General features: G+C 45.5%; 20 protein-coding genes. 16 read left to right on the top strand and 4 right to left on the bottom strand.

What is annotated here, in order from left to right:
- Positions 1-30 precede the first annotated feature (30 nt).
- The 4 genes from HGO26_RS07505 to HGO26_RS07490 all read left to right on the top strand — a co-directional run bounded on the left by HGO26_RS07505 (position 31) and on the right by HGO26_RS07490 (position 3,538).
- Positions 31-501, top strand: coding sequence for a phosphatase domain-containing protein (locus tag HGO26_RS07505; RefSeq protein WP_028761083.1), 471 nt, complete (start codon positions 31-33; stop codon positions 499-501).
- Positions 502-640: 139 nt separating this feature from the next.
- Positions 641-1,540 (top strand): chemotaxis protein CheV, encoded by a 900-nt coding sequence (locus tag HGO26_RS07500; protein WP_028761082.1) that lies wholly within the window; start codon positions 641-643, stop codon positions 1,538-1,540.
- 171 nt (positions 1,541-1,711) lie between these two features.
- Positions 1,712-2,938, top strand: coding sequence for a serine/threonine transporter SstT (gene sstT, locus HGO26_RS07495; protein WP_028761081.1), 1,227 nt, complete (start codon positions 1,712-1,714; stop codon positions 2,936-2,938).
- A 75-nt stretch (positions 2,939-3,013) separates the two neighbouring features.
- Complete coding sequence (locus HGO26_RS07490) at positions 3,014-3,538, top strand: CIA30 family protein (RefSeq protein WP_168824297.1); 525 nt, start codon at positions 3,014-3,016, stop codon at positions 3,536-3,538.
- Positions 3,539-3,707: 169 nt separating this feature from the next.
- Here HGO26_RS07490 and HGO26_RS07485 read toward each other — a convergent pair whose 3' ends face one another.
- Positions 3,708-5,087, bottom strand: a complete 1,380-nt coding sequence (locus HGO26_RS07485) for a Gfo/Idh/MocA family oxidoreductase (RefSeq protein WP_168824295.1) — start codon at positions 5,085-5,087, stop codon at positions 3,708-3,710.
- Positions 5,088-5,439: 352 nt separating this feature from the next.
- Between HGO26_RS07485 and HGO26_RS07480 the strand changes: the two genes are divergently transcribed.
- Entirely contained in the window at positions 5,440-5,880 is a 441-nt protein-coding gene (locus HGO26_RS07480; protein ID WP_131523165.1) for a hypothetical protein, read from the top strand.
- 98 nt (positions 5,881-5,978) lie between these two features.
- On the opposite strand, the gene HGO26_RS07475 is transcribed toward HGO26_RS07480, so the two are convergent.
- Positions 5,979-6,650, bottom strand: coding sequence for an RluA family pseudouridine synthase (locus tag HGO26_RS07475; protein ID WP_168824293.1), 672 nt, complete (start codon positions 6,648-6,650; stop codon positions 5,979-5,981).
- A gap of 60 nt (positions 6,651-6,710) precedes the next feature.
- On the bottom strand, positions 6,711-7,334 hold the full coding sequence (locus tag HGO26_RS07470) for an acyl carrier protein phosphodiesterase (protein ID WP_168824291.1): 624 nt from the start codon (positions 7,332-7,334) through the stop codon (positions 6,711-6,713).
- A 207-nt stretch (positions 7,335-7,541) separates the two neighbouring features.
- Between HGO26_RS07470 and HGO26_RS07465 the strand changes: the two genes are divergently transcribed.
- From HGO26_RS07465 to HGO26_RS07420, 10 genes are all read left to right on the top strand, one after another.
- A complete protein-coding gene (locus HGO26_RS07465) occupies positions 7,542-7,751 on the top strand; it encodes a hypothetical protein (RefSeq protein WP_105252070.1) in 210 nt (69 codons plus the stop codon).
- 62 nt (positions 7,752-7,813) lie between these two features.
- Positions 7,814-8,851: a tRNA preQ1(34) S-adenosylmethionine ribosyltransferase-isomerase QueA gene (gene queA, locus HGO26_RS07460; RefSeq protein ID WP_168824289.1), complete on the top strand. Its 1,038-nt coding sequence runs from the start codon at positions 7,814-7,816 to the stop codon at positions 8,849-8,851.
- Between the two features lie 161 nt (positions 8,852-9,012).
- Positions 9,013-10,137 (top strand): tRNA guanosine(34) transglycosylase Tgt, encoded by a 1,125-nt coding sequence (tgt, locus tag HGO26_RS07455; protein WP_006082277.1) that lies wholly within the window; start codon positions 9,013-9,015, stop codon positions 10,135-10,137.
- Between the two features lie 27 nt (positions 10,138-10,164).
- Positions 10,165-10,497: a preprotein translocase subunit YajC gene (gene yajC / locus HGO26_RS07450; protein ID WP_007649452.1), complete on the top strand. Its 333-nt coding sequence runs from the start codon at positions 10,165-10,167 to the stop codon at positions 10,495-10,497.
- Positions 10,498-10,514: 17 nt separating this feature from the next.
- Positions 10,515-12,365, top strand: a complete 1,851-nt coding sequence (secD, locus tag HGO26_RS07445) for a protein translocase subunit SecD (RefSeq protein WP_168824287.1) — start codon at positions 10,515-10,517, stop codon at positions 12,363-12,365.
- Between the two features lie 12 nt (positions 12,366-12,377).
- Positions 12,378-13,325 (top strand): protein translocase subunit SecF, encoded by a 948-nt coding sequence (secF, locus tag HGO26_RS07440; protein WP_168824285.1) that lies wholly within the window; start codon positions 12,378-12,380, stop codon positions 13,323-13,325.
- Positions 13,326-13,559: 234 nt separating this feature from the next.
- On the top strand, positions 13,560-13,877 hold the full coding sequence (locus HGO26_RS07435; protein WP_028761071.1) for a putative signal transducing protein: 318 nt from the start codon (positions 13,560-13,562) through the stop codon (positions 13,875-13,877).
- Positions 13,878-14,005: 128 nt separating this feature from the next.
- Positions 14,006-14,365, top strand: coding sequence for a rhodanese-like domain-containing protein (locus tag HGO26_RS07430; RefSeq protein WP_113941668.1), 360 nt, complete (start codon positions 14,006-14,008; stop codon positions 14,363-14,365).
- Positions 14,366-14,384: 19 nt separating this feature from the next.
- Complete coding sequence (locus HGO26_RS07425; RefSeq protein WP_168824282.1) at positions 14,385-15,296, top strand: precorrin-2 dehydrogenase/sirohydrochlorin ferrochelatase family protein; 912 nt, start codon at positions 14,385-14,387, stop codon at positions 15,294-15,296.
- Between the two features lie 176 nt (positions 15,297-15,472).
- Entirely contained in the window at positions 15,473-16,018 is a 546-nt protein-coding gene (locus HGO26_RS07420) for a YaeQ family protein (protein ID WP_028761068.1), read from the top strand.
- 83 nt (positions 16,019-16,101) lie between these two features.
- Here the strand turns inward: HGO26_RS07420 and HGO26_RS07415 are convergent, their stop codons facing one another.
- On the bottom strand, positions 16,102-18,558 hold the full coding sequence (locus tag HGO26_RS07415) for a S8 family serine peptidase (protein ID WP_168824280.1): 2,457 nt from the start codon (positions 18,556-18,558) through the stop codon (positions 16,102-16,104).
- 1,311 nt (positions 18,559-19,869) lie between these two features.
- On the opposite strand from HGO26_RS07415, the gene HGO26_RS07410 reads away from it, so the two are divergent.
- Positions 19,870-22,032 carry an alkyl/aryl-sulfatase gene (locus HGO26_RS07410; RefSeq protein WP_247651505.1) on the top strand — a complete coding sequence of 721 codons (2,163 nt, stop codon included), beginning with the start codon at positions 19,870-19,872 and terminating at the stop codon, positions 22,030-22,032.
- Positions 22,033-22,208: the final 176 nt, after the last annotated feature.

Here is a 22,208-nt window from a genome sequence, read left to right as displayed (position 1 = left end):
TTGTCATCTCACTTGTCGTAGGTAAGGTTTATGCAACACTTATTCTGGTTAGTTGAAGGTAAAGTCGCAGGGCGCAGTGGCCCTAATAAAGATCCTTGGGATTTACAAGCGCTCAAAGAGGCCGGTATTGGTGCCATTCTGTCGGTCAATGGGGGCGAGGGCTGCGAGCCGAGTGCGTTTAAGCAGCTTGATTTACGTTACGAATGTATTCCCTTTTCGCGCAATGTGCCGCCCCAAGATGGGGATGTGGCGATTTGTGTCGCTCAGTTGCCCAAGGCACTCGCTTTTATTCAGCAATGTGAAGCCGATGAGCTGCCTGTAGTGATCCATTGTCGCTCTGGCAAGGATCGCACCAGTCTTATCATGGCCTATTACTTGATGGTCAATGGTGCTGCGCCATTACATGCGGTGAGCCAAGTTCGTAATATTCGCGATATCGCTTTTACTGCCGAAGGTTGGGATCAATTCGCCTTTGATGTCTTGTACGCATTACAAGACTAAGCACTTGTCGGCGATTGGCATCGAACCTATTAATAAATAGGTAATAATAGTTTCATTCGTTTGACCTTAGTCATCAAAATTTTACTGTGTTAAGGTTAAGCTATCCGAAGGTTGTTTTTAGTGAGTTATTTATCTAATTATGAAAAGTAAGGCAAGTCAGTCACAGGGATTACTACTGTTTCGGTTATCACAGACTCAAGTGTTTGCCTTAGGCACGTTGAAAGTGCGTGAGCTGGTGCCGTACACACAGCTAAGCAAAATTCCCCAATCTCATCCGACGATTCTTGGCGCTTCAACTATTCGTGGCCATACGATTCCTATCATAGATATGGCGGCTGCGATTGGTTATCGGCCGATAGCTCCTGAAGAGCGGGAAAAATGCTACATCATCATCACTGACTGTCAGCGGATGATCATTGGCTTTTTAGTGCGTGGTATCGATAAGATTATTGAATGTAATTGGCGCGATATTGAGGCGCCTTCTGCCAATTTGGGCAAGAATGCTTACTTGACTGGCGTGACTCGTTTTGAGGACCAGTTAGTACAATTGCTCGATGTTGAGTTATTGCTGTCGAAAATTTTCCCGAATAACCCACAGGCAAATCGGGCAATCTTGACCGATGTGCAGCGTGAGAAACTCAAACCCATGAATATCCTGTTAGTAGATGATTCTAAGGTGGCACGTAAGCAGTTATCCGACGCCCTTGATATGATCAACATCCCTTATCGAGTGACCGCCGACGGTAAAGAAGCCTTAGTCATGATGGAACAAGCGGCACTAGAGCATCACCCCATAGATATTCTAGTGAGTGATATCGAGATGCCGGGACTTGATGGTTACGAACTGGCATTTGAGGTGCGTGATAATCCACTGACTGCCAAGGCATACATCATTTTACACACGTCTTTATCCAGCGAAATAAGCGTGAGTCAGGCCCACCAAGTGGGGGCAAATGAAGCGCTGACTAAGTTCGATGCCCACGAGTTGATTGATGCCATGTTGCGTGGTGCCGATTTAGCCATGAAGCAGCGCCAATAAGGCGCTTGTTAGTTTTTTGTATGCTTTTTGCGGGACAAGGGTAATTTAGTTAGCTTATTTCCCCGCAAAACTAGACAAGTCTAGTCACATCCTATAAAAACCTTATTGGCCTCATTTCCGAAGGTGCGCGTTGGGGATCTCAACCGAAATATAATAACGACAGGTTAAACCATGAAACAAGAATCATCATTATTAGCTAAGTTGGCTAATGGCAGTCTCGTATTACAAATCTTATTAGGGATTATCGCTGGTGTGGTATTAGCGAGTTTTTCACCCGATAGCGCAAAAGATATCGCCTTCTTAGGCAGTTTATTTGTTGGAGCATTAAAAGCGATTGCTCCAATACTGGTATTTATCTTAGTAGCATCGTCGATTGCCAATCAAAAGAAAAATACGCAAACCAATATGCGCCCAATTGTGATCCTCTATTTATTGGGTACCTTTGCCGCGGCGTTAACTGCTGTGATTTTAAGCTCTATTTTCCCCACGACTTTAGTTTTGGTTGCTGGTGTGGAAGGTACAAGTCCTCCACAAGGTATTGGTGAAGTGATCAATACCTTATTATTTAAATTGGTTGATAATCCAGTGAATGCGTTAATGACGGGCAACTATATTGGTATTCTTGCTTGGGGTGTGGGTTTAGGTTTAGCCTTACATCATGCTAGCGATTCGACTAAGCAAGTATTTGCCGACATGAGCCACGGCATTTCGCAAATGGTGCATTTCATTATTCGTTTAGCACCTATTGGTATTTTTGGTTTAGTTGCTGCGACGTTTGCTGAAACCGGTTTTGCCGCAATTGCGGGTTATGCGCAGTTATTGGCTGTGTTATTAGGTGCGATGGCCATTATTGCCTTAATCGTAAATCCTTTAATTGTTTACGTGAAGATTAAACGTAATCCCTATCCGTTGGTATTTCGTTGTTTGCGTGAAAGTGGCGTTACAGCATTTTTCACCCGTTCGAGTGCGGCGAATATTCCGGTGAATATGGCGCTGTGTGAAAAATTAAATCTGCATGAAGACACTTATTCAGTCTCTATTCCCTTAGGTGCCACCATCAATATGGGCGGCGCGGCGATCACTATTACGGTATTGACCTTAGCTGCAGCGCATACCTTGGGCATTCAAGTCGATTTACTCACCGCATTGTTATTGAGCGTTGTCGCCGCTATTTCGGCTTGCGGCGCCTCGGGTGTAGCGGGTGGTTCATTACTGTTGATCCCACTGGCTTGTAGCTTGTTTGGTATTTCTAATGATGTCGCCATGCAAGTGGTCGCTGTCGGCTTTATTATTGGTGTGGTTCAAGATGCAGCCGAAACCGCATTGAACAGCTCTACAGACGTTATCTTTACCGCTGCCGCTTGTGAAGCCGCTGAGAATAAAGCTAAACTGAGTTAACGAGTGCTGTTATTCGTATTGAAAAGTATTATGGAAGCAGTCACTTAGGTGGCTGCTTTTTTTATGGGAGTCGTTATGATCTTTTTTGATTTTAGAGTGCTAGATGCTGCAAAGCCCTGGTATGGGATAAATGACACTGTGATGGGCGGTTTGTCTCGCAGTAAGATGACGGTGTCACCTTTAGGCTATGGTGAGTTTAGTGGCCATGTATCGCTGGCCAATGGCGGCGGGTTTGCTTCAGTGCGTTGTGAGTTTAACCCTATTGATGTCAGTGGGTTTACTGGGATCTATGTCGAACTCGATGGCGACCGACCTAAAGATTATAAAGTGAATTTAAAGGATATCGACACACCACAAAGTACGGTTTATCAAGCGCCTATGCCAGCGCCAAGTCATCAAACGTTTGGTGTGAGTGGCGCTAGAGTCATGAATTGGCAGCGGATAGAAATTCCCTTCAGTGACTTCTTGCCCCAATGTCGGGGTAAACCGATTTCCCGAGTGGCAATGGATTTAAGCCAAGTCTGTAGTCTAGGGTTAGTGATTGGTGCCCAGCAGTGTGGTGATTTTTCTTTGAAAATCAAAGAAATTGGCTACTATTAGCGTTTATAGGTGGTTTCTTATCATGAGTTTTTTGCCCCTAATTGCTTGTCCCTTATTGCTTGCTATTGATGGTGCGGGCATCACTAGGCTTCATTTAAGAAAAAGGATAAGGCCGAGGCACTTATCCTTATGGTGAACCCATCATAATGAGTTTGGCGAAAGCCGCTGCTTAAGCGCCTACAATCCCTAAGGGGTTGGCCGTTTGCCACGCGCCGCGGGTAAAATCTGGGAAGGTGACTGAATTACTGCGGTTATTGACTGAATGTTCACTTAAGATATTCACCACCGACCAAGACGCACCATCGTACACATCCTGATCTAAGGCCTCGCCATTGCGCAGGCAATAAATCATGCGCCATAACATCACAAAATCCATGCCGCCGTGGCCGCCGTTAATCTCAGCTTCTTTGCCTATGCGTTGCCACAGAGGGTGATCATATTTGTCATACCACTTTTGCATGTCCATATCCCACTCGTGGTAACTTTGACCAAAGCCACCATTTTCGACGGCGATACGATTCGGGAAACCCGCAAACACGCCATTTGTCCCTTGGATTAAATTGTGGCGACTGTAAGGTCTTGGGCTCGTCGTGTCATGCTGCACCATGATGGTCCGGCCCTTAACGGTCTTAATCAGACTGGTATTGATATCCCCATTGATGTACTTGAGCTGATTACGCTCATGATCGGCGGGGAATTCACGTTTAGCATAGAGCGCACGGCCAAGAGCGGGCGAACTCATCGAGGTTAGATAATCAAATCTATCACCGCGGTTGATGTTCATATACTGGGAAACTGGTCCTAAACCGTGGGTCGGGTACAAGTTACCGTTGCGCTTGGTATGCCAATAAGTCCGCCATGAGCCCGTCTTATGGTCTATTTCCTTCATCTGCCAACGTAGCTCGTGGATATAAGCGGCTTCACCGTGGAGCAACTCACCAAACACACCTTGGCGTACCATGTTGAGAACCATAAGTTCTTCACGGCCGTAGTTGACGTTCTCCATCATCATGCAGTTTTTCTGAGTGCGTTCAGCGGTATCCACAATTTGCCAGCATTCCTCTACTGTGAGTGCTAACGGTACTTCGACAAAGGCATGTTTACCGCTTTCCATCGTCTCTATCGCCATAGGCGCGTGCCATTCCCATGGAGTAGAAATGATCACAATATCAATATCATCGCGGCTTAAGAGATCGCGATAGCTCAGGTCATTACCTGTATAGACAGCCGGTTTTGGCCGATTCTGTTTAACGATATGATCCACGGCTCTGTCCAGCACCGCTAGGTGAGTATCACAAATAGCTTTAAGTTCAACGCCTTCTAAATGACAGAATTGCTCGACATGGCTAAAGCCACGCTCGCCAACACCGATAAAGCCAACTCGAACCACGTCCATCTTGGGTGCTATGAGTCCGATAACGGATTTACCCGCTTGCGGTTTAGGGGCAACACTACTGGCGTAGGCGTTGAGGGCAATATTGGCTGTGACGAGTCCGGCGGTAGCGGCACCCGCTGCCTTAAGAAAATGACGACGATGAATGTTATGCATAGCGCTTCCTGCTTTATTTTTGTTTTGTAGGGATATTGAAATATCACTTGGTCTTATTTGTGCGGTAATTCACTTATGGGTTATATCAGAAACCCTATTAAAATTGGCAATAAAAGATGTAACAAACCTCATTCATCTAGGAGGATAAGTCTTTTAGCTGCCTTTACTTTAGCGATAAGTAAATAGTGATAAAGATCGCGTTTTTATTTTTAGATTGAGCTACACTGCCGATTAATTAGTCAAAGGTATTTATCTTTTATATTTTAAATATTTAGCAAATTTAAATTAACCAAAAAATTACATTTGACGGGCGATTTGAAGTAATTTGCTGCTGTGGGGAGTAAAGAGTTAAATGGGTTCTATGCTTAATGTACTACCACAACTGACATTCACTTTAGGTGATTGGGTATTGCATAAGGATATCAGGATGTCTGGGATTGAAAAACGCCGTCGCCTTCATTGGCGGGAGACAGATATGCAAAATCGTGAAATTATAGGTCGTTGGTTAGATGGGCGTCCTTTATTGGGTGACAAAATTACCCTCTATAAAGAAGACGATAAATATTTTTTAGAAACTTGGTTTAGCGATGGCTGCCATAGTTTAGATGAAGTCTATATGACGCAAACTCCTGAGGGCCATAAGCTGGAAGATGTTGGCGGCAATTTCTTTGGTGAATTTTTTATCGTGACATCGTCGCAGCAATTACAATTTTGTAATGAGCAGGGCTGTTATTTCCAAGCAGAAAAATTAGCGGCTGATGTCGATTTTGGTCAAGGTATACGCGTCGCTTAAACGACGACAGTCGAATCTGTAAATAACTAAGGTCGCACGATAGCTAAGAGCTAAGTCGCGACCTTTTGCTTTTATGGAATTGTAGCGAGTGGCTTAAGTTATTCAGTAAATGGATGTTTACTGCTAAAAAACAGCGGTTTACCCGAATAGGGATGGGTCAAACTTAAGCTTTGTGCATGTAAACATAAACGCGGTTTGGCCTTGATAACCTCGGCATCACCATAAAACTCATCACCCAAAATCGCATGGCCTAGGGCAAGCATATGCACACGCAATTGATGGGTGCGGCCTGTTTCTGGCGAAAGCTCGACTAAGGTGCTGTTTTCTCGGCGCTCTAATACACGGTAGTGAGTGAGGGCGCTTTTGCCGCCAGTCTCTCCCGCCTGTAGCGTTTTTTGATAGGGCGGATGTTCAGTGTCTGGCACTATCGCGAGGTCAATAATCCCCTGATCTTGCAGCACATGTCCCATCACTTCGGCAATATAGACTTTCTTACTCTGTCTATCTTGAAACTGTGTTTTTAAATGCGACTCCGCTTTTTTATTACGGGCGAACACCATAATGCCCGAGGTCGCGCAGTCGAGCCTATGCACTAAAATCGTTTCTGGATAAAGGCTTTGTAAGCGGGTTAAGGCGCAATCGAAGGTGTGAGCCGCTCGACCCGGATTAGATAATAATCCCGAAGGCTTATTGATGATAATCAGATCTCTATCTTTATAGCGTATGTCTAGCCAAGGAACTGCTGGGGGCTGGTAATCAAATATCTGCATCTTGTCCTCATTTTTGCGCGGCCATACTAGCAAAATTTACGCAGGCACACAGCATTATTCTTAGAGGGGTGAGGGCAAATATTCTACAGGCGTCTTACGGCTCCAAATACGGGTATAAGCCATCAGCTGCGGATAAAAAGTGCGGAACGCGGTTTCGATTTCTATCTGCATTTTATTGACGACTTTATGGGCATCTTTAAACAGTGCGGCTTGCGGATGCTGTTTGGCCACTTGTGCTAAGGCTTGTTGTAATCCTTTTTCGGTGGTGTAGCTGCCTAGCCAATCGGCGCTGCGCATTGTGGGCAAGAGTGTAAATAATGCCTCTGGATGGTATGGATCAACGCCTTGCGTGGCGAAAGCATCTAACGCGTCATAGGCCTTGCTGCTGAATTCATCCAAGGGTTGGTGGTGATATTCTTCCCAATAGTAAGCTAAATAGTGATCGAAACTCACCGCCATGAGTTCTGCTGCTATGCTTCTTAAGGGCGCAGGGAAAGCTTCCATTAATTCAATCGTCAATTCATGGCTGGCGCAGAGGGTATTAATCTCTTGGTTTAGCCATAAAGCTTGGCGTAACTCCATTGGGGCTTGTGCAATTGGCGCTTGAATATAGTTACCTGCTACGTTGGCAGCAAGGTGGGTTTTACTGATGTCGGCGAGATGTAAGTGTGTAAGAAAGTTCATTATTTGTGCTTGGTTAACCACGTCGGTTCACGGTATCATGCACAAGCGCGCTTAGGAAAGCGCCGAAGCTAAAAATGCAGTATTTTTTCACTTTTTATTGATAATGACATTTGATTCGCTGTGAATAATTATGGCTGACTTAAACGTTGACATAGTAATCGATAAGGGAAAGTGAAATAAAATCAATAACCTTTTTTAGGATCATGGATGATGTGGAACTGGTTCACCAAAATGCTTGGTAAAGACGAGCAGCAGAAGCGCAAAAAAGTGCTAATAGAAATCCCCTTTGAACAACACCGTTTCAGCATGGATGACTTTAGTCGCTCGCGGCTAAAATTCGATGCCGATGACAATCAGCCCCAAGATGGCATCAATCCAGTGGAACCCGAGCAAGAAGTGGACACTGGCAATAAGTAATCTTGATCTTATTGGCCTCTAACCATAGACTAGCCGCCGTTCTAAGCTATCTAGAGGCCAATATGCGCGTTGCAGACTTTTCTTTCGATCTCCCCGATGAGCTGATCGCTCGTTATCCTATGGCGCAGCGTAATGCATCTCGTCTGTTAACCTTAGACGGCAACTCTGGCGCGTTAGGCGACAAACAGTTTACCGATTTGCTGGGGATGATTAATCCCGGTGATTTAATGGTGTTCAACAATACCCGAGTGATCCCCGCGCGCATGTTTGGTCAAAAGGCCAGTGGTGGCAAGTTAGAAATTTTAGTTGAGCGTATGCTCGATGATAAGTGCATCCTCGCCCATGTTCGCAGCTCTAAATCCCCGAAAGTGGATTCGTTAATCCATCTCGACGGTGGCTATCAAATGAAGATGGTCGCCCGCCACGATACCTTGTTTGAACTTGAGTTGTTATCAGAGTTAACCATCTTAGAAGTGCTTGAAGCAGTAGGGCACATGCCTTTGCCTCCTTATATCGATAGACCCGATGAAGATGCCGACAAAGAGCGCTATCAAACCGTGTATAACCAAAACCCTGGTGCAGTTGCCGCGCCAACGGCGGGTTTGCATTTTGACGATGCCATGCTCGATGCATTAAAAGCCAAGGGCGTGAATGTCGCGTTTGTGACCTTGCATGTGGGCGCGGGAACATTTCAGCCAGTGCGTGTCGATACTATTCTTGAACACAAGATGCATTCCGAGTGGGCGAATGTGCCGCAGGATGTGGTTGATTTAATCGCGCAAACCAAAGCTGCGGGTAAACGTGTGGTGGCCGTAGGGACGACGTCAGTGCGCTCTTTAGAAAGTGCGGCACGCGCAAGCCTTGGCGAGCTCAAAGCTTTTAGCGGCGATACCGATATCTTTATTTACCCAGGTTATGAATTCCAAGTGGTCGATGCTATGGTGACAAATTTTCATCTACCTGAATCAACTTTGATCATGTTAGTTAGTGCTTTTGCTGGTTTTGATCATGTTATGGCGGCGTATCAACATGCTATCACGCAAAAATATCGCTTCTTTAGCTATGGCGATGCGATGTTTGTGACGAAAAAAGCCCACTAGACCAAGATTTTGTTTTAAAATAGCCGCCCAAAGTGAGATGGTGCGGCAATTTTTTTCGTTAAAAGATTGAACCTTTTAACGCTGTCCCCATCTCTATTGTTAATCAAAATGGCATTAGCCATTAAAAATGTAGTCAGACTGTTTATCTGGCGAGGTGAATTATGAAATTTGAATTAGACACTACCGACGGGCGTGCGCGCCGTGGTCGGTTAATTTTTGATCGTGGCACAGTAGAAACCCCCGCTTTTATGCCGGTAGGAACCTACGGCACAGTGAAAGGCATGACACCAGAAGAAGTACGTGCCACTGGCGCGGATATTTTGCTCGGTAACACTTTCCATTTATGGTTGCGCCCAGGCGAAGAGATCATGCGTAAGCACGGTGACTTGCATGACTTTATGAACTGGCAGCGTCCTATTTTAACGGACTCGGGCGGTTTCCAAGTGTTTAGTCTTGGCGATATACGTAAGATCACCGAAGAAGGTGTGCATTTCCGTTCGCCCATTAATGGTGAAAAAATCTTCTTAGATCCTGAAAAATCAATGCAAATTCAAGATGCATTGGGCAGTGATGTGGTGATGATTTTTGACGAATGTACGCCATATCCCGCAACTGAAGATGAAGCGCGCAAGTCAATGCAGATGTCTTTGCGTTGGGCGAGACGTTCGCGTGATGAATTTGACCGTTTAGAGAACCCTAACTCACTCTTCGGTATTATTCAGGGCGGTGTGTATGAAGATTTACGCGACGAAAGCTTAAAAGGCTTAGTCGATATTGGTTTCGACGGTTATGCCGTCGGTGGTTTGGCCGTCGGTGAGCCTAAAGCAGATATGCATCGCATTCTTGAGCATATTTGCCCGCAAATTCCTGCAGACAAACCTCGCTATCTGATGGGGGTCGGTAAACCAGAAGATTTAGTTGAAGGTGTACGTCGTGGTGTTGACATGTTTGACTGTGTGATGCCAACCCGTAATGCCCGCAACGGTCATCTGTTTACGAGTGAAGGTGTGATCAAAATACGCAATGCGCGTCATAGAGATGACACGTCACCACTTGATACTAAGTGTGATTGTTATACCTGTAAAAATTATTCACGGGCGTATCTTTACCACTTAGATCGTTGTAATGAGATTCTGGGTGCGCGTTTAAACACCATTCACAACTTGAGATACTATCAAATGTTAATGGAAGGTTTGCGCGGTGCGATTGAGACGGGTACATTAGACGCCTTTGTGGCGGACTTCTATACCAGTCAAGGTCGCGAAGTACCAGAGTTAGTCGATTGATTTTTTGCTAATAAGAAGAGAAAAACTATGTTTATTTCAAATGCATATGCAAGCGCTGCCGGCGCACCACAAGGTGGCGGCACGATGGAACTGATTTTCATGCTGGCGATTTTCGGCCTGATTTTCTATTTCATGATTTTCCGTCCGCAATCAAAACGCGTTAAAGAGCACAAAAATCTAATGTCTTCATTAGGCAAAGGCGATGAAGTGTTAACCAGTGGTGGGATTTTAGGCAAGATTGCAAAAATCAGCGACGAAAGCGATTACGTGTTACTGAGCTTGAACGACACAACACAAATCACGATCAAAAAAGACTATATTGCAGCTGTATTGCCTAAGGGCTCTATCCAGTCGTTGTAAGCCAAGAGGGCTCAGGCGTGTTAAATAAATACCCAATGTGGAAAAACATTATGGTGATGCTCGTCATCGCCATAGGTTGTTTCTATGCCGTACCTAACCTTTTTGGTGAAGATCACGCGGTGCAAGTGGTGGCGACTCGAGGTGCTGAAGTAACAGCATCTACCCAAGCCAGTGTGAACGAGCTGTTAGCCAGTAAGAGCATTGCGGTAAAGCGCTCTGAGCTTGAAAAAGGTCAGTTGTTGGTCCGTTTGCAAAATGCGGATCAACAGCTACTGGCGAAAGAAATCATTGCTGACAGTTTAGGTGACAAGTTTACTGTGGCACTTAACTTAGCGCCTGCGACGCCTAAGTGGCTCGAGTCCATGGGCGGCAGCCCAATGAAGCTCGGTCTTGACCTTCGCGGTGGTGTGCATTTCCTCATGGAAGTGGACATGGGCGAAGCGATTCGTAAGATGGAAGAAGCTAAAGTTGCTGATTTCCGTTCACAATTACGTGAAGAAACCATCCGTTATGCAGGTATTCGTGTTAATGCCACTGGAATTGAAATCAAGTTCCGTGATGCTGAAAACTTAGCGACTGCCGAGCGTTTTCTTAAAACTCGCAATCAAGATATGGTGTTCACCGACGCTAGCCGTGGCGAAGATTTCGCGCTGCAAGCTGTGATGAGTGAAGCTTATCTAAAGCAGATTAAAGAAGAAGCACTGCAACAAAACATTACCACAATTCGTAACCGTGTTAATGAGTTAGGTGTGGCTGAACCTGTAGTACAACGTCAGGGCGCCGAGCGCATTATCGTTGAGCTGCCAGGTGTGCAAGATACGGCTCGCGCTAAGGAAATCTTAGGTGCAACCGCATCAATTGAATTCCACATGGTGGATGACAAAGCCGATCCGAATGCTGCGCAATCAGGTCGTGTACCTGCGGGTTCTGAAGTGTATCAGCGCCGCGAAGGTGGCTCTGTGATATTGAAGAAAGAAGTGATGTTGACGGGTGATCATATCACTGGCGCACAACCTAGCTTTGACCAGTACAGTCGTCCTCAGGTCAGTATCAACCTCGACGCTAAAGGCGGTACCATTTTCTCTGACGTGACCAAAGACAACATAGGCAAGCCTATGGCGACTTTGTTCATCGAGTATAAAGACAGTGGTGAACGCAATGCCGATGGCAGCGTTAAGATGCTGAAAATTGAAGAAGTAATTTCGGTTGCTACTATTCAAGCCCGTTTAGGCCGTAACTTTGTGATCACTGGCTTAAGTCATGGTGAAGCACAAAACCTTGCGCTATTACTGCGTGCGGGTGCCTTGATTGCTCCTGTATCAATTGTTGAAGAACGTACCATTGGTCCAAGCTTAGGTGCTGAAAACATTCAAAGCGGTGTGCAAGCTATGGTATGGGGTATGGCAGTTGTCTTACTCTTTATGTTGGTTTACTACCGTAGCTTTGGGCTTATTGCTAACCTGGCTTTAACCGCAAACTTAGTCATGGTCGTGGGCGTTATGTCTATGATCCCTGGCGCTGTGTTAACCCTACCCGGTATTGCCGGTATGGTGTTGACGGTCGGTATGGCGGTTGACGGCAACGTGCTGATTTATGAGCGTATTCGTGAAGAGCTTCGTGCAGGACGTAGCGTACAGCAGGCAATCCATGAAGGTTATGGTAATGCTTTCTCAACTATCGCCGATGCGAACATCACCACCTTCATCACTGCGCTCATTTTGTTTGCCGTAGGTACTGGTGCGATTAAAGGCTTCGCTGTGACCTTAATGATAGGTATTGCGACTTCTATGTTTACCGCCATCGTGGGTACTCGCTCAATCGTTAACGCGATTTGGGGTGGTAAGCGCGTGAAGACTCTGTCTATCTAAGGGGAAGTGACAATGATTGAAGTTTTATCCTTAAAACATACAGTAAACTTCCTCCGCCATGCACTGCCTATTAGCATTATGTCGGCAGTGTTAGTGCTGGGCTCGCTGGTATCGCTCGCAACTAATGGCGTTAACTGGGGTCTTGATTTCACTGGCGGTACTGTTGTTGAAATGGAGTTTACTCAGCCGGTTGATTTGAATGCGCTGCGTGTGCAACTGACGACGCCAGATTCCGAAGGTGCGATCGTGCAAAACTTCGGTTCTAGCCGTGACGTACTTGTACGTTTACAGGTGAAAGAAGGCGTTAAGAGCGATGTGCAGGTTAAGTCTGTCATGGAAGCCGCGCAGAAAGTTGACCCACAAGTGCAGCAGAAGCGTGTTGAGTTTGTTGGCCCACAAGTGGGTAAAGAACTGGCAGAGCAAGGTGCATTGGCGGTATTAGTTGCGCTGATTTGTATCATGATCTATGTGTCGTTTCGTTTCGAATGGCGCTTAGCGTTTGGTTCTGTAGCAGCACTGGCGCACGATGTCATCGTGACCTTAGGGGTGTTTTCGTTATTCCAATTGGAATTTGACTTGACCGTATTGGCGGGCTTGTTGACTGTGGTGGGTTACTCACTTAACGATACTATTGTGGTATTTGACCGTATCCGTGAGAACTTCCTTAAGATGCGTAAGAGCGATCCTGAAGAAATAGTTAACATTTCAATCACTCAAACGATGAGCCGTACCATTATTACAACGGGCACGACTTTGGTGACTGTTGTGGCCTTGTTCCTTAAGGGCGGCACTATGATCCATGGCTTTGCGACTGCATTGCTGTTGGGGATTTTTGTGGGTACTTATTCCTCTATCTATGTGGCGAGCTTCTTGGCCGTTAAACTGGGTATAAATCGTGAACACATGATGCCAGTTGAGATTGAGAAAGAAGGCGCAGACCAACCTCCTATGATGCCTTAAAGGTTAATTTCGAGTTAAAAAGCCACCTATGAGGTGGCTTTTTTTTGCATCAATTTTGAGGCATATCTGACATTCTGCTAGCAAACTCACAAAGTTATAGTCAGTTATGCTGTAAAAGGTGAATGTTAATTTATTTAACAACTGATGTAAAAATCAGCGCTCGACAGTCTCGGCTATTTAGCAGTAGGATGTCGGCAACCCATATTCTAGAGAGTTGTAGCCGTAGGATGTCGCATGGAAGAACGTAAAGTGTTAGTTGCTGGTGGTAATTTATTGCAGGCCCACACATGGAAAGGTTTATTGGAGGCCTGTGGCATTCATGTTGAACTCAGAGGTGAAGCGTTATTAGGCGGCATTGGTGAACTCCCTACTGGGATGCAAAACGTCGAGTTATGGGTAGGTGAGTCCCAATACGCGTCGGCACAAGTTCAATTGAATGCGTTGGATGTTGAAAGTCCGCAATGGCAGTGTGTGCAATGCCATGAGACTAATGAAGGCAGTTTTGAGCTTTGCTGGCAATGTAGCTCAGAGCGCAGCGAAAGCCACAACTAGCCTTTCACTGGCAACTTTTTCAGCTTTGCGGTGAGGCTGAAAGATTGCGTCTGCAGGATGAGAAGATTACACTTTGCTGATAAGCTGACATTCATCATGTCATTCAATATCTTATCTAGGAGTTAGTGATGCAGCATCCCAATGCGTTTTCCGCCCTTGTTGACGCTATTCTGCCTAATATCACCGAAGTGACAATCGAAGCTTATCAGGCCGATGACCGCTGGCACCTTGTTGATGTGCGTGAGGATCGTGAGTGGCTGCAAGATCATTTACCCCGAGCGAAACATTTAAGCCGGGGTATTTTAGAGCGTGATATCGAAGCGCGTTTCCCCGATAAAAATACACCTATATTACTCTACTGCGCGGGTGGTGCGCGCTCCGCCTTGGCTGCCCATAATCTGCAACTTATGGGTTACACCCACGTTGCCTCTATGATTGGTGGCTATAAGGGCTGGGTACAGCGTCAACTGCCAGTCGTGCAGGACTAAGCGTTCAGGATCTCATCTAATGCAATATTTTCCCTTGTTTGTCGATACGGTTAATTTGAATGTTCTACTGGTGGGCGCGGGCGATGTGGCGAGCCGTAAGTTAGCACTGCTGACACGTACTGAAGCTAATATCCACGTGGTAGCGCCAGAGGTGAACCCTGAGGTGCAACGTTATGCAGATGCTGGCCGCATTTTGTTATCCCAGCGTGAAGTCGTCCATGCCGACATTCAAAATTATGATTTGGTGTATTTAGCTACGGCAAACGACAGTCTTAATGCCGAGTTAGCGACCTTAGCTACTGCGCGTGGTATCTGGGTTAATGCTGTTGATAATCCCGCCTTTTGCCGCTTTATCACTCCTTCTATTGTGGATAGAGGTCGTTTAGTGGTCGCGATCAGCACTGCGGGAGCAGCACCAGTATTTGCACGCACGATTCGCTCGCGTTTAGAATCTAGCCTACCGCAGTCACTCAAACCGTTATTCGATTTTGTCGCTGATAGACGCGTCGAAGTACAAGATAAACTCGATTCAACCTCGAAACGCCGCTTATTTTGGGAGCGTTTTTTCGATACCAATGGCGACCGTTTCGATAGTCGTACCACCGAGCATTACCATAATGCGTTTAATAACTTAGTCAGCCGCGGTGAAATCCTTTTGTTGGATGATGCAACATCTGTGGACTTACTGCCGCTCGCCGCCATGCCATTATTACAGCGCCTCGATTGGATATACAGCCAAGGGGATTTGAGCGTCGAACTCGCTGAACTTGTTCGCCGCGACGCAGATCGTGGTTTTTTACCCGCTTTCAGTGAATTGAGTCAACAGTATGAGCTGGGTACGCGCATGTTACTGGTAGCGGATACGCAAAAAATCAGCTTGTTGAAAGCCCATTTCCCCATGGCTAAACATCTGCGACCCGGTGCGATTTAATTTCTTACCGATTCAGCCTTGGGTTCGATTTAACCTTCTATTCGATTGCACTTTATGTTCGATTTCATGGGCGTATTCTATTGTTCGTTTGAGCTAATGCCGAGTCTCAGGTAGACTCGGCAGCCTTATTTTAGGATTTCGCTGTTTCAGGATTTCACTCTGCATTTAGGATGACTATGGCCCTCAAGGCGACCGTGTTTAAAGTCAATTTACAGATAGCCGATATGGATCGGAATTATTACCAAGACCATCAATTGACGCTTGCACAGCATCCTTCCGAAACCGATGGCCGCATGATGGTGCGTTTACTCGCGTTTATTGTGAATGCCAGCGAAACCTTAAGTTTTAGTAAAGGTCTGTGCGTCGATGACGAGCCAGAGCTATGGGACAAAACCCTATCCGGTGAAATTGAGTTGTGGGTTGAGTTTGGTCAGGCCGATGAAAAATGGCTGCGAAAGGCCAGCGGCCGTGCCAAAGTCGTGCAGCTCTTTACCTATGGTGGCCGCAGTGTACCGATTTGGTGGAAACAGAATCAGCAGGCGTTAGAGCGTTATCAGAATTTAAAAGTGTGGAATATTGCCGAAGAGTCCGTCACGGCGATGGAAGCCTTTGTTGGGCGTAATATGGCATTGCAAGTTTCGATTAGTGAAGGCCAAATTTGGTTATCGGATAATGAAACCAGCGTGTTGATTGAGCCTGAAATTCTCAAAGATATTGAATAACATGTTTTGTAAAAAAAGAGCCTGCAATTGCAGGCTCTTTCCGTTTATCACTTTTAAGTATCAGTAAGAGTATCGATTTTTATTTATTTGAAGCTCAGTTCCCAGCTATCGATATAACCAGCATCACCACGGCCACTGTCTACGGCTTTTAACTTCCATACGCCGTTCGAATTCGCACCTGTCATATCTGCGGTATAGCTCTTGTTGATATTGTCTGCACCAAGACCTGTGTTGTTATGCAGGGTAACCGTTTTTCCTGAAGGGCTGATCAGCTGCACTTTTAAGTCACCAATGTAAGGGTGGACTATATTCACGACTGCAGTCACAGTACCTGAATCACCTGTGCGAGTAACCGTGATTGGGCTAGTGATCCCCGCCGCTTTGTTATCAGGAATATTATAGTTATCAGTATTGCTATAGCTCGTTGGTGTACCGCCGCCATTAGACGCTGTGTAGCTCGCCGTTAACGACACACCAGTGAAAGCCGAATCGCCTTTCACCATGGCATAGTAAGTGCCTGATTGTACGTTGGTGATTGGACAAGACTCACTATTGCCACTTTTATACGGACGGCAATCGTAATTAGTGGTGGTTGGCGCCGCGCCATATTGCACATACAAGTCCGCATCACCTGTGCCACCGTTCATCACAAAGCCTAGGTTAGTTGCACCTGCTGGAACCTCAAATGAAAAATGTAATTCTTCACCTGTTGCGCCTGCTAAACCTGTTTTCGCCACACCGTTCACCAGAACACTATCGCCCGGTTCGGTTGGATCGACAGGACCCGTTGGACCAGTACAAGATGCATCTAGGAAGGCTTTTGCTGCAACTGCATTAACTAAACCATAGCCATAGTAGTTGTCACGACCCGCAGTACCAAGATCTTCGGCGGTCATTTTCAATGCGTTACGGACTTGCGCCGCACTACATTCTGGGTGGTAGCTCCACACTAAGGTCGCAACACCTGACACATGCGGTGTCGCCATTGATGTACCGTTGTAGTACTCGTAATCTTTATTGCCTTGGTTGCTGACAGTGACTGTGGCGCCCAGTTGATTGCGCAATGCTAAGCCTGTTGCACGATCAACAGATACAGAAACCATATTGATTTCGTTGTTAGCATCGACAAGGAAGGGGTTTTGTAAGCCGGGTAATGCCGCGTTACTGTAAACAATCGTCGCACTGGCACCCGCATTCTTACAGGCTTTAGCTGCGTTAATTTCAGGGTAACTAGTGCCTTGATTACCAACACGTTCCACTAAACAAATCTTATTGGTCATGTTGCCGCAGTTGAAGCTTGTGCCGCTAACGGTACATTCTGCCAAAGTTGCAGTGCTGGTACCGTTAAATGGTGCGGGGACATAGCTGCCACCAGAGGATATCAGGCGATTGTGTGGCACGACACCTGAGTCAAAGTAAGACTGACTGCCGATAGTGATATCGGCTAAACGGCCTTCGCCACGGGTAACAGTCGATAGAACGGCTTCACCAGGGCCTGATATTTCCACTTGGTTAGTGTATTGGGAGAATGCTGAGTGGTCTTTATGGCTATCCACAGAGGCGACGGACATGACGCCATCGTAGGATGCTGGGTAGCTGTGAGTGCTATTCCCATCGTTACCCGCAGCAGCAATCAGGAGAACACCATTATTATAGTGGGCAGCCAGAGCGTTACGCTCAGTGGTACTAGAACCTGAACCACCTAAACTCATAGTGACAACATTGGCGCCGTTGGTGACACAAGTGTCTACGGCAGCGACTAAGGATGAAGAGTAGCCCCAGCCAGATTCATTAAACACTTTGATCACATGAATATTGGCATTTTGATTTGGCATAACGCCGATCACGCCATCATTGTTAGCAATCGCCGCAATCGTCCCCGCAACGTGGGTACCGTGGGCGTTATTATTGCCCGGCTCAAACCAGTTACCCGTGCCTGAGTTATTGGTTCCTGTGACATTGTTGCCACCTAAGTCACTGTGACTACGGTCGTAGCCTGAGTCGATAATACAAATAGTGCGGTTGCCAGCTTGGCTGTCGCTTAGCTGGGTTGCTCCTACAAAAGTTTGGCCCCAAGGCGTACTTTCACTTAGAAAGCGGCGTGGCATATCTTCTTCGACATATTCCACATCAGCACGGGTTTTTAAGGCATTGATCCCTTTGGCATCGAGTTTCACCGAGTAACTGTTACTGCGGCCGATACGCTTCATTTCCTTCGCTTGTACTTTATTTAATGCGGTATGTTGGGCACTGATTTCAGCCATTTGTGGCTGATAATTCATTGTGGTTGGTAGAGTATCTGTTGTCGCGTCATTGAGTGACTGCAGATCACTCGTTGATTGCACACTATTGGCTGACATGATGGCCGCGGCATCAGTGTTTTTAAACTTCACAATGTAACGCTTTGGCAGTGGGGAGGTTTGTGCTTGTAATGCTGCGGCAAAACCTGGGGCTTGTGGTGCTGCTTGTACACCGGCTGAGATCGCAATAGCTAAGCTTGAAAGGCTTAACGCTATTTTAGTGGTTCTGTTGATTGTCATGTTCTTCTTCCATGGTCAATTTAGTGTTAATCATTATTATTTTATGTTTCATAAGAATAACTACGACTCAGATGCTACTCGGTTAGTGAATTTATCTGCGACCACAGTATTTGTAAATCAATTGTTAACGGTATGGCGGTTGGTAAGTGATTAGATTTAATAGGCATTTATAGTGCATATAAATTCAAGTTGTAACGAATTGTAACCAAATTTTATTAAAATATTTGTTTTTTTATGTGATAAACGTGAATAAGTGAATACGAATTTACGACTCCATATACGGGTTTTTGATTGATTTTACCGTTATCAATGTATTGAAATTTATATATATATTTTTTTGTAATTAAAAATAACAAAAACAAACTTTAAGTTTTCATCATAATGATGATATTTCATCAAGTGATTGATTATGCGAAATTGTTGCAAAAGGCTGTCAATAGGGTGGCAGTTGCCAATTGATTGACGACGGCTAATATCTCGGTCAGTTTGAAATAACTGGATTGCAACGTTGTACTTTAAAGTACGTTGGTAACACGTTTAGCTATTTGGGCTTTATGTACCGTGTTATTAAGTATTTTTGAATATCAATATTTTGCATAGGTAATCTTAGGTATTTTGAGATCCACAATCTTCCGCTATAGCACTGCTCTATTATTTGTTTGTTATGGCTAATAAGTTCATTTAATCGTTATAAGACTTCTGAAAGTGATAAAACGGTGGATAAATATCACTGCTTAGTGGCATAGCAAAAAAATTAAATTTCCAAACTTATGATACAGATGATTCCGTAACAAATAGATTAATGTGTTGAGCACAACTTTTTGCGTATTGAGAGCCATATTTTATTTATGGATAAGGAAGGTTAAGTATTGTATGGCCACTTCAGTTTCCATCGTTTCAGGATGATACTCGTGGTGAACGTTAATAATTTTTTTGATCCAATGCAGGTAGTTTTTTCAGTTCTAATCTCTAATCCTGCATACACATTTATTCTTGAATTAGGTGTAGAAACGGGGTTTTTATATTCATGATATCCGATTTTTTTATACTGTTTATTTGCGCTAAATTAGTGACTTTGATCAAGTTTCAAAGGAAAAAATAAAAATACTTGTGCACCTGTGCCATCCTTACATTCGATTAACATTTCTGACAAATAACTTATGTTTTACAGCTTGAAACAATAGGTTTGGAACCCGCACATGCGCGTTTTGTCGAATGTTATATTTTAGGAAGCTGATAACTAATATGTAGTTAAAAATACGCATTTTTACTGGCCTTAAAGACTGCGTTGGTCTCATGGGATAAACGCGTATGAGTACTTTACAAAATGTCTGTTTGCTATTTTACTCTTCAAACTTGAAAGGAAATCATATGCGACATAAAAATGTGTTTAGCCTGTTTTTGGTCGGAACACTCTTGATCTGCGGTGACACTTTAGCAGCAGGTGGCGGTGGCGTGCTGGTAGACCCTGGTGCCATGGAAGGTAAGCATTTCGATCCCAAAGGTAAAATGCCGTCGACGTTTACGGTCGAACTGCAGAATGGCCTGCGCAAGAGCCTGCATTTTGAAGATAAGCGTGATTTCGAGGAGGCCAAGAAGGGCTTCATTGTCGCGCCATCCTATAAGCAAATTATGGCCGAGGCTGGCAACGTGGCTTGGGATATGGGTAGTTACGAATACCTACTGCAGGGCAAGGATTTTGATAGCATCCACCCTTCGTTGCAACGCCAGGCCATCTTGAACATGGCTTATGGCCTTTATGAGGTGGTTCCGGGCAAGATTTATCAGGTCCGTGGTTTCGATCTTGCCAACATCAGTTTTATCAAGGGCGACACGGGTTGGATCGTGTTTGATCCGCTGACAGCGAAGGAAACTGCCGCAGCAGCGTTGAAGTTAATCAACGAAAAACTCGGTCCTCGGCCAGTAGTCGCGGTGATCTATTCGCACTCACATCTGGACCATTACGGTGGTGTACGCGGTGTCATTGACGAGGCCGATGTCAAGAGTGGCAAGGTGCAAGTGATCGCGCCGAGTGGCTTTATGGAACATGCTGTTTCCGAGAACGTTTACGCAGGCAATGCAATGATCCGCCGTTCATTCTTTCAATACGGCGTGCTACTTCCACGTAGCCCGTTTGGTCATGTTGATCAATCAATTGGGAAAAATACCGCTTCGGGTAATACAGGTCTAATTCAACCGTCACGCTATATAGAAAAAGACTTCGAGACGTTGACCGTCGATGGGGTCATTATGGAGTTCCAAAGTACTCCTGGCACCGAAGCGCCTGCTGAAATGAATACTTGGTTCCCGCAGCTAAAAGCGTTTTGGGCTGCAGAGAACATCACCGGTACCATACACAATATTTACACCCTGCGTGGCGCATTAGTGCGTGATGCACTGGCTTGGTCCAAGCACATCAATGTGGCACTGTATCGTTACGGTATTGAGGCCGAATACATGTTCGCTGCACATAGTTGGCCACGTTGGGGTAACGGACGCATACAGGAAATAATGCGCACCCAGCGTGATGCTTATGGTCACCTTAACAACAACGTACTGCACCATGCGAACAAAGGTGTGACGATAAACGAAATCCACAACGTCTATAAACAACCTAAGAGCCTGCAAGAACAGTGGGCGGCCCATAGCTACCACGGTTCTATCGAGCATAACAGCCGTGCTGTGATGAACAGATACCTTGGTTACTGGGATGCAAACCCGGCGACTCTGATGCCGCTTTCACCCAGAGAATCAGCACCGCTTTATGTCGAGATGATGGGTGGCGCTAAGAAGATAATGACTAAGGGTAAGCAACTGCAGGATCAGGGCAAGTATTTCGAAGCTGTTGAGATCCTCAATAAATTAGTCTATGCCGAACCTGAGAATGTTTCTGCCAAAGACTTGTTGGCAGATGTCTATGAGCAGATAGGCTATCAGAAGGAAAGCCCGAGCGTGCGTAACAGCTTCCTGGCTGCAGCCTATGAACTGCGCCATGGTCTGCCAAGTGGTGTACCACCCAAATCTAGCGGTCCGGATACCATTCGCGGTATGACCACCGAGCTTTGGTTGAATTTTATGGGTATCAGCATGGATAGCACCAAAGTGGAGGGAGTCAAGGCTGTCATTAATCTGATCACGCCTGATAATGGTGAGATGTTTATCGTTGAGCTAAGCAATTCAACACTGACGAACATCAAGGGACAGTTGGCTAAGAATCCGGATCTGACTATTAGAGTCAACCGTGTAGACCTAGAAACCGTTATGGGGGGGAAAGCAACATTTGACCAGTTGATTAAGGAAGGTAAAGCTAAGCTTGAAGGTGACCGCAAGCCGTTTGATTTGCTGCGGAGTTCTTTGGTTAGATTTACTCCTAGTTTTGAACTATTGCCTGGTACCAAGGCCGTTAAACCTCATCAAGATCTTGTTAAAGACCCGTTTGAAGTTCAAGAGCCCGGTAATACTTCGGGGGGCTAATGCGTCTTTTCTCTCATCCTTTTGCAAGAATGTAGAGCGTTGAGGTTCACTTCCCCTGCTTACAATAGGTTGCAGCGGTGTCAATACGCCAGTGCTGCAACCTTAAGGTGATTTATTTTTGTGCCAACTGCAGGTTAACGACATCTTTTTGTGTTTTTAAATCTGCCACTCATTTT

The sequence above is a fragment of the Shewanella oncorhynchi genome (assembly GCF_012584455.1).
Lineage (GTDB): Bacteria > Pseudomonadota > Gammaproteobacteria > Enterobacterales > Shewanellaceae > Shewanella > Shewanella oncorhynchi.
The sequence above is the reverse complement of the archived record's forward strand: the minus strand, read 5'-3'. Positions and strand labels throughout refer to the sequence as shown.

Coding starts and splice junctions, on each gene's coding strand:
- secF (WP_168824285.1), top strand. CDS start 12,378: ATGATTGAAGTTTTATCCTTAAAACATACAGTAAACTTCCTCCGCCAT.
- yajC (WP_007649452.1), top strand. CDS start 10,165: ATGTTTATTTCAAATGCATATGCAAGCGCTGCCGGCGCACCACAAGGT.
- HGO26_RS07490 (WP_168824297.1), top strand. CDS start 3,014: ATGATCTTTTTTGATTTTAGAGTGCTAGATGCTGCAAAGCCCTGGTAT.
- HGO26_RS07435 (WP_028761071.1), top strand. CDS start 13,560: ATGGAAGAACGTAAAGTGTTAGTTGCTGGTGGTAATTTATTGCAGGCC.
- queA (WP_168824289.1), top strand. CDS start 7,814: ATGCGCGTTGCAGACTTTTCTTTCGATCTCCCCGATGAGCTGATCGCT.
- HGO26_RS07475 (WP_168824293.1), bottom strand. CDS start 6,650: ATGCAGATATTTGATTACCAGCCCCCAGCAGTTCCTTGGCTAGACATA.
- HGO26_RS07430 (WP_113941668.1), top strand. CDS start 14,006: ATGCAGCATCCCAATGCGTTTTCCGCCCTTGTTGACGCTATTCTGCCT.
- HGO26_RS07505 (WP_028761083.1), top strand. CDS start 31: ATGCAACACTTATTCTGGTTAGTTGAAGGTAAAGTCGCAGGGCGCAGT.
- HGO26_RS07465 (WP_105252070.1), top strand. CDS start 7,542: ATGATGTGGAACTGGTTCACCAAAATGCTTGGTAAAGACGAGCAGCAG.
- tgt (WP_006082277.1), top strand. CDS start 9,013: ATGAAATTTGAATTAGACACTACCGACGGGCGTGCGCGCCGTGGTCGG.
- HGO26_RS07425 (WP_168824282.1), top strand. CDS start 14,385: ATGCAATATTTTCCCTTGTTTGTCGATACGGTTAATTTGAATGTTCTA.
- HGO26_RS07420 (WP_028761068.1), top strand. CDS start 15,473: ATGGCCCTCAAGGCGACCGTGTTTAAAGTCAATTTACAGATAGCCGAT.
- HGO26_RS07500 (WP_028761082.1), top strand. CDS start 641: ATGAAAAGTAAGGCAAGTCAGTCACAGGGATTACTACTGTTTCGGTTA.
- HGO26_RS07480 (WP_131523165.1), top strand. CDS start 5,440: ATGGGTTCTATGCTTAATGTACTACCACAACTGACATTCACTTTAGGT.
- HGO26_RS07485 (WP_168824295.1), bottom strand. CDS start 5,087: ATGCATAACATTCATCGTCGTCATTTTCTTAAGGCAGCGGGTGCCGCT.
- HGO26_RS07415 (WP_168824280.1), bottom strand. CDS start 18,558: ATGACAATCAACAGAACCACTAAAATAGCGTTAAGCCTTTCAAGCTTA.
- HGO26_RS07410 (WP_247651505.1), top strand. CDS start 19,870: ATGAGTACTTTACAAAATGTCTGTTTGCTATTTTACTCTTCAAACTTG.
- sstT (WP_028761081.1), top strand. CDS start 1,712: ATGAAACAAGAATCATCATTATTAGCTAAGTTGGCTAATGGCAGTCTC.
- HGO26_RS07470 (WP_168824291.1), bottom strand. CDS start 7,334: ATGAACTTTCTTACACACTTACATCTCGCCGACATCAGTAAAACCCAC.